The organism is Halomonas sp. BDJS001, assembly GCF_026104355.1.
In the GTDB taxonomy this organism is placed as follows: domain Bacteria; phylum Pseudomonadota; class Gammaproteobacteria; order Pseudomonadales; family Halomonadaceae; genus Vreelandella.
In genome coordinates this window covers 1,848,885-1,864,777 of the sequence record NZ_CP110535.1, presented here as the reverse complement: position 1 = coordinate 1,864,777, position 15,893 = coordinate 1,848,885, and the positions used below count along the sequence as shown (strand labels likewise).

Below are 15,893 nucleotides of genomic sequence, written 5' to 3'. Positions count from 1 at the left end.
GAATCGATCACGCAGAGTCTCCTAACGGCACCATCGCCAAACACCCTTCAGCCAAGCGCTTTGTGGCATCTAAATGGGCAGCCTGGCGTGCATTCGCCGCCATTGCCGCCAGGGTATTTGGGACGAGCAATTGGTTTAAAAATTCGCTTAACCGCTCAACGGTCAGCTCAGACTGAACCACGCACTTGGCGGCCCCCGCCTTGACGAGCACCTGGGCGTTGATGCGCTGATGGTCATCGACAGCAAACGGGAACGGCACCAGCAGTGCCGGTTTAGCCGCCGCCGCCAACTCTGCGACGGTCAGTGCCCCCGAGCGGCACACCACTAAATCAGCCCACTCGTAGGCAGCGGCCATATCATCAATAAAAGGACTCACCTCTGCGCTCACGCCGTGCTGCTGATAATTGTCTGCCGTCGCCTGCTCACGCCCCTTTCCCGCCTGATGGCGAACCTGGGGACGCTGCTCAATGGGCAGTGTCGCCAGCGCAGGAGCCAAACATTCGTTAAGGGCTACAGCGCCGAGGGATCCACCCACCACCAACAGACGCAGAGGCCGGGAAGCGAGCGTTGCCTCGTCTCGCGGTGAACTCCCCAGGGCGGCAATGTCGTCACGCACTGGGTTGCCAATGACATCGGCACGCGCCCCAAAGGCTTCAGGGAAAGCGGCGTAGGTTCGTTTAGCCAGTCGTGACAAGACGCGATTGGTCAGGCCTGCTACGGCGTTCTGCTCATGGATAACCAGCGGGACGCGCGTCAACCATGCAGCCAAGCCGCCGGGGCCACTGGCAAAGCCGCCCAATCCGACCACCACTTGAGGTTTAAAGTCTCGAATAACCGCACGCGCTTGCAGTACCGCACGACTAAGGTTCAGTGGTGCTTTTAGCCAGCCCGTCAAGCCATTGCCGCGCAGCCCGCTAACCGCAATTGTATGTAATTTAATACCCGCTTCAGGCACCAAGCGGTTTTCAATGCCCCTAGGGCTACCCAACCACTCAACGTCGACCTGCTGCGCCTGCAAAGCGCTGGCGAGTGACAAGGCTGGAAACACATGCCCGCCAGTGCCACCCGCCATAATCAGTACTCGTCGGCTAACGTTCGTTGTCACATCAAACTCCTGATAACACGCGGCATAGCGTTACGATAAACGCGGCTCATGGCGGGATTTATACGGGGTGGACGCACGTCTGGGCCGATGCCGTGTCTCGGCATCTGTGCGCAGCAGCAAGCCAACCATAATGCCCGTGACTAGCAAACTGGAACCGCCATAGCTCATCAGCGGCAGCGTCAGTCCCTTGGTCGGCAATAGCCCAGAACTCACCGCCATATTAATAAATGCCTGCGCGGCGACCACAAAGCCGATCCCATAGCTAACATAAGCGCCAAACAGGTGCCCGGCCAGCTCTGCTTTACGGCCGATCCACATAGCGCGGGCAATAAATAGTGTGAACAACAGCACGACGATAATCGCACCGATCATGCCCAGCTCTTCAGCGATGACTGCAAAGATAAAGTCGGTATGCGCTTCGGGCAGGTAGTGTAGTTTTTGCACGCTATTGCCCAGCCCGGTACCGGTGACGTGCCCCCGCCCGAAGGCTATTAACGCTTGGGTTAACTGGTAGCCGGTCGCAAACTGGTCGGCCCAGGGATCCAGAAAGCTGGTCCAGCGTGCCAGTCGGTAGGGCTCAATCACCACCATCATGACCGCACCGGAGCCAAGCAGCAGCCCACTACCACCCAACAGCACCAGCGATGCACCGCTCATCATCAGCATGCCAATCACGCAAACAGTAAAGACCACCATACCGCCGAAATCAGGTGCTAAAAAAAGCAATCCGGCGGGAACCGCCAGGACGGCCAGCGGGCGCCACATGCTGAACGCTCGACGACGCAAGTCATACGTGAAACGCGACATAAACGCCGCCATGTAAAAAATCAGCCCGACCTTGGCGAATTCCGACACCTGCAAACTGGGCAGGGGCCCTGGCAGTGCAATCCAGCGCTTACTGCCATTGATCTCCTGCCCCACTATCAACACCACAATCAACAAAAAGATACTGGCAAGCAGAATCAGCGCTGCATTCTGGCGCCACACTTCAAGCGGAACACAGAGCATAAATACGCAGGCGATGATGGCAAGCACCAGGAAAACGCCATGCTGACGTGAGTAGTGATAGGTATCTTCCAACAAACCAATCGATGCCGAACTGACCATGACCCACCCCAAACCCGCCAGGGCTACCGCCGCCACGATTAACCAAACATCGCAGGGCAATTCACGGGTGGAAAGCGTCGTGCGCAGCCGCTGAAGTCGACTCATGGCGCCCCCTTGCCTGTTGAGGATGCCTTTTGCTGCACCCAATGGCGAAACACATCCCCGCGCTGCTGGTAGTTGGCAAACTGATCTAGGCTCGCACAGGCGGGTGATAGCAGCACGCAGTCCCCCGGCTGGGCGAGTTCGAACGCTGCTTCCATCGCTTGGGTTAAGTCCTCTACCTGCCGAATGCTAACGTGTTCAAGCAAGGCGTCGGCTAATCGTGGAGCATCTAATCCGAATAGCAACACGTGGCGCGCGCACTTCGAAAGAGGCTCAGCCAAGGGAGAAAAATCAGCGCCCTTGCCGACCCCGCCCGCCAATAAAATCAACCGCCCTTCCAACGTCGCGCCAATGCCATTAATGGCCGCCAAGGTAGCGCCAACATTGGTACCCTTGGTGTCGTTGACCCAGGTGACGCCGTTAATTTGCGCAATGAGTTCACTGCGGTGTTCCAAGCCTTTAAATTCCCCCAGCGCGCTGCACATTGGCCCCGCGGCAAAGCCCAACGCCTGCCCCATGGCCAGCGCAGCCAATGCATTGAGGTAGTTGTGCTGACCAGCGATCTTTAACTCATCTATCGCCATCCAAGGGTCGGAGCCCTGCATTAACGTTAGCTTATTGTGGTAAAGCGCCAGCCCCCACGCATTATCCTCCGGAGTACGCTGAGAAAAGTAAGCCACCTGGTCAACAGGATACGTCGGCCAGGTGAGGGGCTCATCAGCATTCACCACGGCGCTCTCTGCACCGATAAAAATACGCTGCTTTGCGGCACGATAACCGTGCATATCCCCATGACGGTCAAGGTGATCTTCGGATAAATTCAGGAAGGCAGCACAGCTAGCCCCCAGAGAGGGAGTCGTCTCAAGCTGAAAACTTGAAAGCTCAAGGATATACAGTTCGGCATCGGGATAGCTCTCCAACAAATCCAGCGCAGGAACCCCAAGATTCCCGCCCACCGCCGCCTTAACACCGGCGGCAGCGGCCATTTCACCTAGCAGCGTCGTAACCGTTGATTTGGCATTGGATCCGGTGATGGCTGCAATGGGGGCCTTAGCAGCACGCACAAAGAGGGCAATTTCGCCCACTACCCTCGGTTCGCCTGTACGTGGATTGAGTTGATCCGCTAGCTCCTTTAAGCCCGGCATGCGCGGATCAAGCCCTGGGCTAACCACCACTTCTGCCACCTCGCGCAGATCCAGCAACGTTAGTGGGCCGCAGTGAACCTCAATGCCAGGATGAGCGGCTTGAAACTCTTTCAACCCCGGTGGTTCAGCACGGGTGTCCGCGACCATGTAGGGCACATTCAAGCGGCTTAAATGGCGGCATATCGCACGTCCCGATACGCCTAGCCCCACCACCAGCGTTAAACCTTTAGCAACTCGAACCATCACAGGCTCCCTCTCGCCTCATGCCCACATGCATTAACGAATTTTGAGCGTTGCAAGGCCAAGCAGTACCAGCACCACAGTAATAATCCAGAAGCGCACGATTACCCGCGGTTCAGGCCAGCCTTTTAATTCATAGTGATGGTGCAAAGGTGCCATACGGAAGATGCGTCGCCCAGTAAGTTTATAGGAACCCACTTGAAGAATGACCGACACCGTCTCCATGACAAAAATACCGCCCATGATAAACAGCACAATTTCCTGACGCACGATAACCGCCACTACGCCCAGCGCAGCCCCCAGCGCCAAGGCGCCTACGTCGCCCATAAAGACCTGGGCGGGATAAGTGTTGAACCATAAGAAACCAAGCCCTGCGCCGGCAATGGTGGCACAAAACACCGCCAGTTCACCGGTGCCGGCAATAAATGGAATATGCAAATACTCGGCAAACACGGTATTGCCGCTGGCATAAGCGAACACCGACAACCCCATAGCCACCAGCACTGTGGGCATGATTGCCAAGCCATCAAGCCCATCGGTCAAATTAACCGCATTGGAACTGCCCACAATCACAAAGTAGGTAAGCACGATATAGAAAACGCCCAGCGGCAGCGCCACCTCTTTGAACAGCGGTACTAATAGACTGGTCTCGACCGGCGTTGAAGCAGTCAAATAGAGCAGGACTGCCGCTCCCAGCCCCACTACCGATTGCCAGAAGTACTTCCAGCGAGCGGGTAAGCCGCGGGGATTTTTCTCCACCACTTTGCGGTAATCATCGACCCAGCCGATGGCGCCAAAGCCTAGCGTGACGCCTAATACCACCCAAATATAAAGGTTGGTGAGATCCCCCCATAGCAAGGTACTCATAGCGATGGCCAGCAGGATCATCGCCCCCCCCATGGTTGGGGTACCCGCCTTGGAAAGGTGAGACTGAGGGCCATCGTCACGCACGGATTGCCCGATTTGCCCTTCGACCAGACGCCGAATCATCCATGGCCCCAGCCACAAGCAGAGCATTAATGATGTCAGGGCGCCTAAAATCACGCGCAGAGTTAAATAGTTGACTACTTGAAAATCAGATTGGTACTGGGACAGAAAATTCGCCAAGTGAAGTAACATGAACGGCGTTTACCTTATTTATCCGAACGCAGTGCATTGATGACATGTTCCATGCCCGCACTGCGCGACCCTTTCACCAGCAGCGTGGTGTCCGGCGGCAAAGTATTAATGACATGGCGCGTTAGCGCCTCGTGATCGTTAAAGTGCAGCCCACGACCAAAGGCTTCGCTGGCAGCGCGCGCGTCGTCGCCCAGCGTCAACAGTCCATCAATGCCGAGCTCGCAGCGTAGTGACCAATATCCGCGTGCAGCGCTGCCGAATCGCTTCCCAGCTCACCCATCGCTCCCAGTGCACACCAGCGCGGAGCTGGGAAACTCGCCAGCGTATCCAGGGCCGCTTTCACCGCCCCAGGGTTGGCATTGTAAGTGTCATCCAGCAGCTTGGCACCCCGCAAACCGGGTAGCACGGTTAGCCTGCCCGCTAACGCTGGCAGCGTTCCCAAGCGCGCTATGATCTGCTCGGGCAGAACGCCAAGCGCTAATGCCGCAGCGGCAGCGGCCAGGGCATTACTGACGTTATGCTTGCCAAGTAGCGGCAAACGTACTTGACCAAGCGCTTGGCCATGCTGCAGTAGCGTGAAAGCATACCGCCCTTGAGGATCACAGGAAAGCGCTGCGGCGCTTACATCGGCCTGGGGATGAAAGCCAAAGCTGACAACTCGCTTTGGTGCCGCGCGCGATGCCCAAAAGGGGTAGTAGTGATCATCGCGGTTCAATATCGCCGTACCCTGCTCGTTCAGCCCGGCGAGCAGTTCACTTTTTGCCTGGGCGATCTGCCCCATGCCACCAAACTCACCTACATGGGCACCGGTCACATTGGTAATAATCGCAATATCGGGCTGGGCCAACGGCGCTGTCCAGGCGATCTCCCCCAAATGATTAGCACCTAGCTCTATCACAGCGGCTTTATGATACTGACGCAATCGCAACAGAGTCAGCGGCACGCCGAAATCGTTGTTCAGATTGCCCTCGGTCGCCAGCACCTCACCTAGAGGCGCCAGGAGCGCAGCGCACATCTCCTTCACGGTAGTTTTACCACTATTACCGGTGACAGCCACTAAAGGGCCATGCCATGCACGCCGATGCGCACCGGCCAGTAGCCCCAGAACTAAGCGCGTATCAGGGCACACCAGCTGGGGTAAGTCGCAGTCAACGGGAGCGTCGACCAACGCCGCCACCGCGCCAAGTTCCATGGCACGCCCAACAAAGTCATGGCCGTCAAAATGAGGGCCTTTTAGCGCCACAAACAGGCAACCAGGCTCAACTTTACGGCTATCGGTAATAACTGAGCGAATGATTAACTGGGCACTGTCCGATGGGGCTTCTATATACAGCGCTGCAGCCACTTGACTAAGAGCCCAGTGCATTACTTCGCTCTCCGCTGGGCAAAGGCACGCTGAATCTCTTCGCTATCGGTGTAAGTATGGCGCACCCCTTGTATCTCCTGATACGCCTCATGCCCTTTTCCGGCGATCAGTACTACATCCTGAGCACCCGCTTGTTGAATAGCCGCTGCCACGGCCTCACTCCGCTCACCGATTTCAATCGGCTGAGCAGCAGCAGAGAAGCCCGACAAGATCTGCTCACGGATTTGCGCAGCGGACTCATGGCGAGGGTTATCGTCGGTGACCACAATGTGATCCGCCAACTGCTCGACGGCCCGGGCCATCTCGGCGCGCTTACCCGTATCACGCTCCCCACCGCACCCAAAGACGCACCATAACTTACCTGCCTCGCCCAAGTGAGCGCGCAGCGCCTGCAGGGCACTTTTCAAGGCGTCCGGGGTGTGGGCGTAATCCACCACCACGCTGGGGGCGTCAACAGCACCATACAGCTCCATACGCCCGGGTACAGGCGTAAGCGACGTCGCTGCATCAAACAGCGTATCAAGCGGTTCGCCCAGGCCGTACAACACGGCCATGGCCAACAGCACGTTATCTAAATTAAAGCGCCCCATTAACTTCAAACGCAGCATTTTCTCGCCGTCGGGAGTCGCAATCATCGCCTGCTGCCCCCAATCAAACGCCTGCCAATCCAGGACTCGCAGCGTAACGGCTTCATCTTGCCCGGTGGCCAGGACACGGACGCGGCTACTGCAACCAGCCAGCATTAAGCGGGCCAGGGGGTCATCACCATTGACCACCGCCAAACTGAGCTCAGAACGTCGGAACAGCTTGGATTTCGAGGCGGCGTAGGCGGCCATGCTGCCGTGATAATCCAAATGGTCGCGAGTCAGGTTGGTAAATACCCCCACACCGACGTTGACCGCGTCCAAACGGTACTGATCCAGGGCGTGGGAAGAAGCTTCCAGGGCGACGCGCGTGACGCCCTGCTGTGCCAGCGTTCCCAACGTCGCCTGCAGCGCCAGGGGGCCAGGCGTGGTTAAGCCACTATCGCTCAACGCGCCAGGGCGCCCCACGCCTAATGTGCCGACAAGACCCGCAGGTGTTCCCAACGCTTCGCTGAGGGCCGCGATATAGTGAGTGACGGAGCTTTTACCGTTAGTACCGGTCACCGCAATCACTTCCATATCGCCGGGCACCTTATACAACGCCCGCCCCAACTCGCCTAAACGTGACGATAAATGAGGCAGTTTCAGCACCCGCCCCTCAAGCTCTACATCGCCGTGGGATCCTTGGGCTAAAACCAGCGCCGCGCCGGCTTCAAGCGCTTGTTCGATAAAATCGCGGCCGTCACGCTGGCTGCCAGGCACGGCCACAAAAATATCCCCCTCCGCCAGCTTGCGAGAGTTCATCTCAATATGCACCTGATCCGGCAGCTTCGGCAGACCAGCGGGCAGTGGCGACTTGGGCCATACTTGCTTGAGTGCCGCTAAAACATCGTCTGGGCTCAGCGTCATGCCATCTCCTTAAAAAGCTACTCCGCCTCGTGATCCGGCGGAACATCCAACAAGCGTAAAGCATTCCCTGTCACACTGGAAAAAACCGGGGCCGCGACAGCGCCTCCGTAGAACTCGCCTGCCTTAGGGTGATCGATCATTACCACAGTGACGATACGCGGATCAGAGATGGGCGCGATTCCCGCAAAAACGCTGCGGTAAGCATCAGTGGTATAGCCTTGCTGGCCTATTTTGCGCACCGTGCCCGTTTTGCCTCCCACTCGATAACCTTCTACACGCGCCCGCCTGCCACCGGTATAGGCAGCCACCGAGGTTTCAAGAATATTCAGCAGGTCATTCGCAACCGTCGGTTCTATCACCGGTGTACCTAGGGGCGGCTCAGAAAGGCGCAGCAGCGAGGGCGGCAGACGTACACCGTCATTGGCTAATGCGGTGTAAGCACTCGCCAGCTGCACCGCTGACACAGACAGGCCGTAACCGTAAGAGAGTGTCGCCCGTTCGCTGCGTGACCAGCGAACCGGCGACGGTAGGCTGCCAGTGGATTCACCAGGAAAACCGGTTCCAGGTGCCTGCCCCAGCCCTAACTGATTATACTTTTCCCAAATCGCCGTATCGCTTAATTGCAGTGCCAAGCGAGACATGCCCACATTCGATGACTTCTCCAGAATGCCGGGCAGATCCAGCTCGCCATAATTACGGAAATCGCGAATGGTGAACTGATCCAATCGCATCCAACCGGGCGAGGTATCCACCACAGCGTTGCGATCCACCACGCCACTCTCTAACACGGCGGCCATGGCCAGCGGCTTCATCACCGAGCCAGGCTCAAATACATCGACCAACGCCTGGTTACGCAACCCACGCGGATCCATCCCCGCTCGGTTATTAGGGTTGTAAGAGGGCAAGTTAGCCATCGCCAACACTTCTCCCGTGCGGGCATCCATCATCACCAGCACGCCGCCATCAGCCTCATTTTCGGCCACCGCTGCGCGCAGCTCCCGGTAAGCCATATATTGAATGCGCTGATCAATCGCCAAGGTCAGCTCCCCCCCGGGCTGAGCTTCGTTGATAACGCCCAGCTCGCGAACCAGGCGCCCACGGCGATCTTTAATCACTCGCCGCTGGCCAGGCCGGCCCGCCAGATAAGGCTGATAAGAAAGCTCTAAGCCCTCCTGACCGACATCATCAACGTTCGTCACCCCTAGCAACTGGGCAGCGACCTCACCAGCGGGATAGTAGCGTTTATATTCACGCTGCGGGTAAACGCCGGGCGTGCGCAGATTAAGAATCTGCTGGGCTGCTGCGGGGGTCATCTGGCGGCGCAAATACATGAACTCATGTTCGCTAAAGCGCGCCACCCGCGCCTCGAAGTCACTCAGCGACATACCCAGCGCCTGGGCCAGCATTACACGCTGAATAGCATCTTCGGGAAGTTCTTGCGGGTTGGCCCAGAGGGTCACCACCGGCGTGGAAATTGCCAACGGCTCGCCATTGCGGTCTGTAATCATGCCGCGGTGGGCAGGGATGGTTTCATGACGGAGAGTGCGCGCGTCGCCCTGGCTTTGCAGAAAGGGACGGTCGATGACCTGCAACAGCGTAATGCGACCAATCAGGATGGCCGAAGCCAAGCCTATCGCGAGCAGAATAAACAAGAAGCGCCCGCCGCCAAGCGGGGGCGCGATAGGAGCCTGACGCGAGGTACCGCCTCGGCGTTCGCTTCTCATGGCCGAATCACCTCAACATCATGGACATCGGGAATCCGCATCCCCAGGCGCTCGGTGGCAATTTGTTCAATACGGGCAGGTGTCGACCACGCGCCCTCCTCAAGCAGCAGTTGCCCCCACTCCGTTTGCAGCTGGTTCTCCTCCTGCTCCAACTGTTGTAGCTGCGCAAATTGAACCCGCGTCATATGGGTAGTGACCACCACACCTAACCCGGAGGCCATACAGAGTAGAAACAGTAGCGAAATAGCCACCGGCCAGGCGCGCAGACGCGGCCTGAAAGGCCATTCGGTGCGTAGCGTGGCTGCCCACTGCTTAATCCGATCCATGCTCATGATGACATTCACATCCGTTTGCGTGCAGCCCGCATGACGGCACTACGAGAGCGAGGATTGGCATTCACTTCCTTCTCGCTTGGCCGCACACCTTTACCCAGCGCCTCTAGACGCCGGTTCAATTGATCGTCGCGAATCGGCACCCCACGCGGCAGGTCGGTATCGCCCCGAACATGGTGACGAATAAAGCGTTTCACACGACGATCCTCCAGCGAGTGAAAGCTGATAACCACCAAGTGACCACCGGGGGCCAGCACCTCCAGTGCCGCATCTAAAGCGCTGTCTAACTGCTCCAGCTCGCCGTTGATGAAAATACGCAGCCCCTGAAATGCCTTGGTGGCGGGGTGACGCCCCTTCTCCCAGGCGGGGTGGGCCACTTTTAACACCTCTGCCAAATCCACCGTATGGGTAAACGGCTTTTCAACCCGGCGCGTCACTACGGCACGGGCCAATCGCTTGGCGTAGCGCTCTTCGCCATAGGTTTTAAATACGTAAGCAATGTCTGTTTCACTGGCTCTGGCCAGGAACTCAGCAGCGCTCTGGCCTTGGCTAGGATCCATGCGCATATCCAGCGGGCCATCGCGCATAAAGCTAAAGCCGCGCTCGGGGTCATCCAACTGAGGCGATGAAACACCAACATCAAGCAGTACCCCTGACAGTTTGCCGTATAGACCCTGCTCACGAGCAAACTCACCAAGCTGAGCAAATTCACGCTGGGTAATCTGGAAGCGCTGATCGTCTACTTCTGCGGCCGCAGCAATTGCCTGGGGGTCACGATCCATAGCGAGCAACCGGCCCTGGGTATCCAGACGATCGAGAATCAACCGTGAGTGACCGCCTCTCCCGAAAGTCCCATCTAAATAGACACCCTGCGTATCATGAACAAGAGCATCGACAGCCCCCTCCAGTAGTACGCTGGTATGGCGAAAGCGGGAAGCAACCTGTTCAGCGTCAGGAGAAGGCATTTTTTTCTCACACAAGATGTTAGAGACAACGTAATAAAGAGCGTGAGTGCACGCCCTAAAGTGGAAATGGGGGAGTCGGCCGATAAGCCGGGTTCTGTCGTGGACAGCCATTCCTCTAGGCGCTGCGTTACCACAGCGCTCAAGCAACCTACCCGGATCCAGCGCGGGCCACGCCATTGGATCCCTATTTGGTCTTGCTCCGAGTGGGGTTTACCATGCCACGCACTGTTGCCAGGCGCGCGGTGCGCTCTTACCGCACCCTTTCACCCTTACCGGCCCCAGAGGTTTATTTCAGGGGCTTAGGCGGTCTACTCTCTGCTGCACTTTCCGTCGGCTCACGCCGCCCAGGCGTTACCTGGCACTCTGCCCTATGGAGCCCGGACTTTCCTCCCCCAACACCTTTTGAGGGGTATTAGCGGCGACTGTCTGGCCAACTCCGGCGGCAAGCATACCAGCGCCCTCGGCTAGCCTCAATGCTCACCTTTAATTGCTTGTAAACGCGCGTACCAGACTTGCTTACGGCCACCGAGCATTCGTGCGGCAATCGCAGCGCTCTGCTTCACACCAACCCCCTCTGCCAACAGCGCCTCCAGCAAGGTATCTGCCGCTATATCCTGATGCTCACTCTGCTCAACCGGCGGCGCACCGGCGACAATCACCACGAATTCACCGCGGGCTTGATTAGGATCGGCGGCTAAACGCTCCAACAAGGATTCAGGCGTACCGTGCAGAAAGGTTTCGAAGGTTTTGGTTAGCTCACGTGCCAGCACCATATCGCGCCCCGCCATTTGCTCCTGCAACGCTTCAAGGGTGTGCACGATACGGTGGGGGGACTCATAAAACACCAGCGTCTCTTCGCGGCTTTTCCACCCCTCCAGCGCTTGGCGGCGCGCGCCAGGCTTGGCAGGCAGAAAACCGGCAAACACAAAACGATCCGTCGGCATACCCGCCCCTGATAGCGCCGTAATCAGTGCGCAGGGGCCGGGAATAGGTACAATATGGCGATTGCGGGCGCGTAACTCTCGCACCAGAACAAAGCCAGGATCACTAATGAGGGGTGTTCCCGCGTCGCTGATCAAGGCAATATCTTCGCCTGCGGCGAGATAGCTGTCTAACGTATCCACACGGCGCGCTTCATTGTGTTCGTGCAAAGAGAGCATAGGTTTATTCAACCCCAAGTGCGCCAACAGGCGCCCACTATGGCGGGTATCTTCAGCCGCAACGCGCGAAACTTGTCCTAGCACCCGAGCGGCACGCGCGGTTAAGTCATCCAAATTCCCAATTGGCGTGGCAACCACGTACAATGTGCCCGGATTATCGTCTGTCATTGTTGACTCTCAATTCGTTGATGGCTTGCCCTGCTGGTGCGCTATGCTTGTGCAGTGGCTTGGTCAATCGCTGACAAGCAGCGACAGCGCAAATGGAAACCTAAGGAAGGATACATGAAACAGTCATTACGTGGCTTACTCGCCGCTACCCTCATGGCATTTCTGGTTGCTGGCTGTGCGATGCAGTCGCCTAGCGTGGTAGATCGCGTGCCCGATGAAGATCCCGGCCAGCTACTCAGCCAGGCGGAGCAGCAAGCGCCAGAACAGGCCGCCAAAACACGTTTGGAAGCGTCCAATATTCTGGCCCGGCAAGGTGAGCGGGAAAGAGCCTTTGAAACCGCCGACGGGATCGATGAAAGCCTGCTATCAGAGCCCGACCGGGTACGCTGGGCATTGCTGTTTTCCGAGCTCGCCCGTGCTTTGAACGAGCCACGCGCTGTACTTCGCGCCACCCAAGTGCTTGACGACGAACTACCGATGCAGGCCAGTCAGCAAGAGAGGCTTGAAGAGCGTCAGCGCTGGGCTCGCGAGGCACTCGATCAACCCAGCGATGGCGTTAGTGTTGCCTTACCTGAGCTTGAAGGGCAGACAATACGCCGTATCGTCGTTGCATTGCCTGAATCAGGCCCACTCAGCAGTGTCGCCAACACCATCGCCACTGCCATGCGCCAACACCATGACGTCAAAGGGGGCAACGTCGAGCTGAGCTTCCTGGACGCCTCGCGCTACTCAATGGACGAGCTTTATGACCGCGCACAGCAGATGAATGCGCAGTTAATCATTGGCCCGTTAGATAAAGATCAGGTCACCCAGCTAGAGCAGCGCGACAGTGTGCCGCTGCCGACACTGGCACTCAACTATGGCAGCGACGACAGCAACCAGGCCCAGCGCCTCTTCCAGTACGGCCTTTCGGCTGAAGATGAAGCACGCCAGGTCGCCCGTCGCGCCTGGCAGGATGGTCACCGCCAAGTGTCCATGATGGTGCCGGATAACGGCTGGGGCCGACGGGTAGGCGAGGCCTTCTGGAATGAGTGGCATAGCCAGGGCGGCGAAATCACCAATGCCGTGCGCTACAACCCCGAGAGCTCGGTCTCCAACGCCGTGCAAACCGCCCTCAATGTCAGCGGTGATCGTGCTCGCCTCAGTAATATTGACGCACTCTTTCTACTCGCCCTGCCTGAGTATGCACGTCAGGTGCCACCCACCATGGATTACTACTACGCCCCTGATCTGCCGATCTACGCCACCTCACATTTGCACGAAGGACGCCTGCAGACGCGCCTGGATCAAGATCTAAACGATGTCATGTTCGTGGATATTCCCTGGCAGATCCCTGATGCGGCCGTCGGCGGTGAAGAAGCTCTCCCCTTCGCAGCGACCTATCAGAGCTTGCGCGACGAATCGGATGCTTCCATGTTTCGCCTAATGGCCATGGGCGTGGATGCTTACGAACTGGCCATTCGTTTTACCAATCTTGACGAGCTCAACGGTCTCAATGGAAGCACCGGCACGCTCTATCTGCGTGACGATGGACGCATTTACCGTGAACTGCCGTGGGCCAAATTCCAGAATGGCGTTCCATCGCCTATTTTAATTCCTAATCTGGACGAAAGTGACGACTAACGCCCACACTGCCCGTGCCCGCGGCGCAGCCATTGAGCAAATGGCCGCTCAATGGCTGCGCCAACAGGGGCTCACCCTCGTCACGCAGAACCACTACGTGAAAGGGGGCGAGCTTGACTTGGTAATGCGAGACGGCGATATTCTCGTGTTTATTGAGGTTAAACATCGCACTACAACGCGCTACGGGCACCCGCTGGAAACCGTCACTTACCAAAAGCAGCAACGCCTCGTTCGTGCGGCACGGCTCTATATCGCCCGCGGCGGGCTTTCATCGCCCTGTCGCTTTGATATCCTGGCGATAACGGGCAAGCCACCCAATCTCGAATTTGATTGGGTAAAAGCCGCCTTCGATGCCTTTTAACTGTTTTTGAAGCTGTTTTTAAACGGTTTTTAACACGCTAATTTAACCAGGAAGCCCTGATGGACTTTCAATCTCGGATACTCGGCCACTTCAACGCCAGCATCGACACCAAAACATACGCCAGCGAAGTACTTCCGCCATTTATTGAAGTAGCCAGCCAAATGATGGTGCAGTGCCTTGTGAGCGAAGGGAAAATCCTCAGCTGCGGTAACGGTGGCAGCGCCGGCGATAGCCAGCACTTCTCTTCGGAATTACTCAATCGTTTTGAACGTGAACGCCCTAGCCTACCCGCACTGGCGCTCACTACCGACACTTCTACGCTGACCTCAATTGCTAACGACTATAGCTATAATGAGGTGTTTTCAAAGCAAATTCGCGCCTTAGGGCAGCCAGGTGATGTACTGTTAGCCATCTCCACCAGCGGTAATTCGGGCAATATCATCCAAGCCATTCAAGCTGCCCATGATCGCGACATGACAGTGGTCGCCCTCACCGGCCGCGACGGTGGCGATATGGCGTCACTTTTAGGCCAGGATGACTGCGAGATTCGCGTCCCGGCAACATCGACGGCGCGTATTCAGGAGGTTCATCTGCTGGTGATTCACTGTTTGTGCGACCTTATCGATGAACAGCTATTTGGCAGCGCTTAGTCGTCTTTTACTGCGTCACAACAACCACGATGTCCTTAACTGCTTGCATCAAGGAGTCATACCGATGACCCAACGTCCTTCCTCCCGCGGCCTAATGGTAGCTGTACTATGTACAGCGCTCTTCATGACTGGCTGCGCCAATAACTCAGCCTCCAATCAGTCTAACTATGCTCAGCGTAGTGACGATGTGGAAGCCGTCGACACAACCATCGAGCGTGAAGTAGGACGTGCCCTGGAGCGCGCGGATGCACGCCTGGCAGACGCACGTATACGCGCCCATAGCTATAACGGCGTTGTACTACTGGTGGGTCAAGTGCCTAGCGAAGAACTGCGCGATATGGCGGAAGACGTGACTAGCAACCTACGCGGCGTTGAGCGGGTGCATAACGAGTTAACCATTGCTGCCAACCTACCCGCAAGCCAACGTCTGGCCGACACGTGGCTAACCACCAACGTTGTCAGTCACCTGGCCACCAATGACCGCATCGACTCTTCAAAAATAAAGGTCACCACTGAAAATGCCAGCGTTTATCTGATGGGCCGTGTTAGCCGTGAAGAGGCTGACCGCATTGTCAACGCAGCCTCCTCAGTTGGCGGCGTTCAGCGGATCGTAAAGGTATTTGATTACCTTGACTAACTAACCACGCCAGCGACGTCTGGTAGCCACAAAAAAGCCTCGCTTAATAAGCGAGCTTTTTGTGGGCGCACCCACCCTGGGCTATTTAACAACCCGCAGGGTCGGCTTTTTCTTCGCCTTGCTGTTTGCTTGCGCCTCTTTATCAGCGTCTTCGCTTGAAGCGTTAGAATCGCTACTAGGCTTTTCAGCAACCGGCTCAGTTACCGACAGCTCCGGCTTGGTAGAGGGCTTCTCCTCCTCAATATCGCCAAAGGATTCGGCACCTTCACCCAGCTCAGGCTCATGGCCAAAGACCATTCCAGCGCCATTCTCCCGAGCATAGATAGCGATTAACGCCTCGGTCGGTATCATCACCTGCATAGGCTGCCCGCCAAAGCGCGCATTAAAGCCTATCGCCTGATTCTCCATAAAAAGATCACGCACGGCGGTCGGTGCCACGTTCAAAACGATCTGACCGTTTTGAACAAACTGGCGGGGCACTTCCACGCCAGGCAAGGTAGCGTCAACCACCAGATAAGGCGTTAGCTCATTATCCAACAACCACTCATAGAGCGCTCGGGCGAGATAGGGGCGACTCGATTTCATCTAGACTCCCT

Annotated in this window: 14 protein-coding genes, 1 other RNA gene and 1 pseudogene; 4 read left to right on the top strand and 12 right to left on the bottom strand. The window is 57.2% G+C overall.

The window, feature by feature from the left end; translation table 11 throughout:
* Positions 1-7: 7 nt before the first annotated feature.
* The 11 genes and pseudogenes from murG to rsmI form a co-directional block, all read right to left on the bottom strand.
* A complete protein-coding gene (murG, locus tag OM794_RS08445; protein ID WP_226249797.1) occupies positions 8-1,105 on the bottom strand; it encodes an undecaprenyldiphospho-muramoylpentapeptide beta-N-acetylglucosaminyltransferase in 1,098 nt (365 codons plus the stop codon).
* A 30-nt stretch (positions 1,106-1,135) separates the two neighbouring features.
* Positions 1,136-2,317 (bottom strand): putative lipid II flippase FtsW, encoded by a 1,182-nt coding sequence (gene ftsW, locus OM794_RS08440; RefSeq protein WP_226249796.1) that lies wholly within the window; start codon positions 2,315-2,317, stop codon positions 1,136-1,138.
* Complete coding sequence (gene murD / locus OM794_RS08435; RefSeq protein WP_226249795.1) at positions 2,314-3,702, bottom strand: UDP-N-acetylmuramoyl-L-alanine--D-glutamate ligase; 1,389 nt, start codon at positions 3,700-3,702, stop codon at positions 2,314-2,316. Before murD ends, ftsW begins: the two co-directional genes overlap by 4 nt.
* 33 nt (positions 3,703-3,735) lie before the next feature.
* Positions 3,736-4,818 (bottom strand): phospho-N-acetylmuramoyl-pentapeptide-transferase, encoded by a 1,083-nt coding sequence (gene mraY, locus OM794_RS08430; RefSeq protein ID WP_088698598.1) that lies wholly within the window; start codon positions 4,816-4,818, stop codon positions 3,736-3,738.
* 14 nt (positions 4,819-4,832) lie between these two features.
* Positions 4,833-6,184 (bottom strand): annotated as a pseudogene (locus tag OM794_RS08425) (UDP-N-acetylmuramoyl-tripeptide--D-alanyl-D-alanine ligase).
* On the bottom strand, positions 6,184-7,677 hold the full coding sequence (locus tag OM794_RS08420) for a UDP-N-acetylmuramoyl-L-alanyl-D-glutamate--2,6-diaminopimelate ligase (RefSeq protein ID WP_226249793.1): 1,494 nt from the start codon (positions 7,675-7,677) through the stop codon (positions 6,184-6,186). Before OM794_RS08420 ends, OM794_RS08425 begins: the two are co-directional and overlap by 1 nt.
* A 17-nt stretch (positions 7,678-7,694) precedes the next feature.
* The gene (locus tag OM794_RS08415) at positions 7,695-9,401 is read right to left on the bottom strand and encodes a peptidoglycan D,D-transpeptidase FtsI family protein (protein ID WP_226249792.1); all 1,707 of its coding nucleotides are present in this window, start codon (positions 9,399-9,401) and stop codon (positions 7,695-7,697) included.
* Entirely contained in the window at positions 9,398-9,733 is a 336-nt protein-coding gene (ftsL, locus tag OM794_RS08410; RefSeq protein WP_226249791.1) for a cell division protein FtsL, read from the bottom strand. Before ftsL ends, OM794_RS08415 begins: the two co-directional genes overlap by 4 nt.
* An 8-nt stretch (positions 9,734-9,741) precedes the next feature.
* Positions 9,742-10,698 carry a 16S rRNA (cytosine(1402)-N(4))-methyltransferase RsmH gene (gene rsmH / locus OM794_RS08405; RefSeq protein WP_226249790.1) on the bottom strand — a complete coding sequence of 319 codons (957 nt, stop codon included), beginning with the start codon at positions 10,696-10,698 and terminating at the stop codon, positions 9,742-9,744.
* A 67-nt stretch (positions 10,699-10,765) separates the two neighbouring features.
* Positions 10,766-11,136: RNase P RNA component class A (gene rnpB / locus OM794_RS08400), an RNA gene on the bottom strand.
* Between the two features lie 32 nt (positions 11,137-11,168).
* Positions 11,169-12,026 (bottom strand): 16S rRNA (cytidine(1402)-2'-O)-methyltransferase, encoded by an 858-nt coding sequence (gene rsmI / locus OM794_RS08395; RefSeq protein WP_226249789.1) that lies wholly within the window; start codon positions 12,024-12,026, stop codon positions 11,169-11,171.
* Positions 12,027-12,140: 114 nt separating this feature from the next.
* Here rsmI and OM794_RS08390 point away from each other — a divergent pair, with 114 nt between their 5' ends.
* The 4 genes from OM794_RS08390 (at position 12,141) to OM794_RS08375 (ending at position 15,297) form a co-directional block, all read left to right on the top strand.
* Complete coding sequence (locus OM794_RS08390) at positions 12,141-13,649, top strand: penicillin-binding protein activator (protein WP_226249788.1); 1,509 nt, start codon at positions 12,141-12,143, stop codon at positions 13,647-13,649.
* The gene (locus tag OM794_RS08385; RefSeq protein ID WP_226249787.1) at positions 13,639-14,010 is read left to right on the top strand and encodes a YraN family protein; all 372 of its coding nucleotides are present in this window, start codon (positions 13,639-13,641) and stop codon (positions 14,008-14,010) included. The genes OM794_RS08390 and OM794_RS08385 overlap by 11 nt, the downstream gene beginning before the upstream one ends.
* 59 nt (positions 14,011-14,069) lie before the next feature.
* Positions 14,070-14,660 carry a phosphoheptose isomerase gene (locus tag OM794_RS08380; protein WP_226249786.1) on the top strand — a complete coding sequence of 197 codons (591 nt, stop codon included), beginning with the start codon at positions 14,070-14,072 and terminating at the stop codon, positions 14,658-14,660.
* A 64-nt stretch (positions 14,661-14,724) separates the two neighbouring features.
* Positions 14,725-15,297: a BON domain-containing protein gene (locus OM794_RS08375; protein ID WP_226249785.1), complete on the top strand. Its 573-nt coding sequence runs from the start codon at positions 14,725-14,727 to the stop codon at positions 15,295-15,297.
* An 81-nt stretch (positions 15,298-15,378) separates the two neighbouring features.
* Here OM794_RS08375 and OM794_RS08370 read toward each other — a convergent pair whose 3' ends face one another.
* The gene (locus OM794_RS08370) at positions 15,379-15,882 is read right to left on the bottom strand and encodes a ClpXP protease specificity-enhancing factor (protein ID WP_226249784.1); all 504 of its coding nucleotides are present in this window, start codon (positions 15,880-15,882) and stop codon (positions 15,379-15,381) included.
* Between the last annotated feature and the right edge of the window lie 11 nt (positions 15,883-15,893).

What these genes read in the sequence shown, in the direction of transcription:
- OM794_RS08415 (WP_226249792.1), bottom strand. Translation starts at nt 9,401, where the DNA reads ATGAGAAGCGAACGCCGAGGCGGTACCTCGCGTCAGGCTCCTATCGCG.
- OM794_RS08375 (WP_226249785.1), top strand. Translation starts at nt 14,725, where the DNA reads ATGACCCAACGTCCTTCCTCCCGCGGCCTAATGGTAGCTGTACTATGT.
- ftsW (WP_226249796.1), bottom strand. Translation starts at nt 2,317, where the DNA reads ATGAGTCGACTTCAGCGGCTGCGCACGACGCTTTCCACCCGTGAATTG.
- ftsL (WP_226249791.1), bottom strand. Translation starts at nt 9,733, where the DNA reads ATGAGCATGGATCGGATTAAGCAGTGGGCAGCCACGCTACGCACCGAA.
- OM794_RS08420 (WP_226249793.1), bottom strand. Translation starts at nt 7,677, where the DNA reads ATGACGCTGAGCCCAGACGATGTTTTAGCGGCACTCAAGCAAGTATGG.
- OM794_RS08370 (WP_226249784.1), bottom strand. Translation starts at nt 15,882, where the DNA reads ATGAAATCGAGTCGCCCCTATCTCGCCCGAGCGCTCTATGAGTGGTTG.
- rsmI (WP_226249789.1), bottom strand. Translation starts at nt 12,026, where the DNA reads ATGACAGACGATAATCCGGGCACATTGTACGTGGTTGCCACGCCAATT.
- rsmH (WP_226249790.1), bottom strand. Translation starts at nt 10,698, where the DNA reads ATGCCTTCTCCTGACGCTGAACAGGTTGCTTCCCGCTTTCGCCATACC.
- OM794_RS08390 (WP_226249788.1), top strand. Translation starts at nt 12,141, where the DNA reads ATGAAACAGTCATTACGTGGCTTACTCGCCGCTACCCTCATGGCATTT.
- murD (WP_226249795.1), bottom strand. Translation starts at nt 3,702, where the DNA reads ATGGTTCGAGTTGCTAAAGGTTTAACGCTGGTGGTGGGGCTAGGCGTA.
- OM794_RS08380 (WP_226249786.1), top strand. Translation starts at nt 14,070, where the DNA reads ATGGACTTTCAATCTCGGATACTCGGCCACTTCAACGCCAGCATCGAC.
- mraY (WP_088698598.1), bottom strand. Translation starts at nt 4,818, where the DNA reads ATGTTACTTCACTTGGCGAATTTTCTGTCCCAGTACCAATCTGATTTT.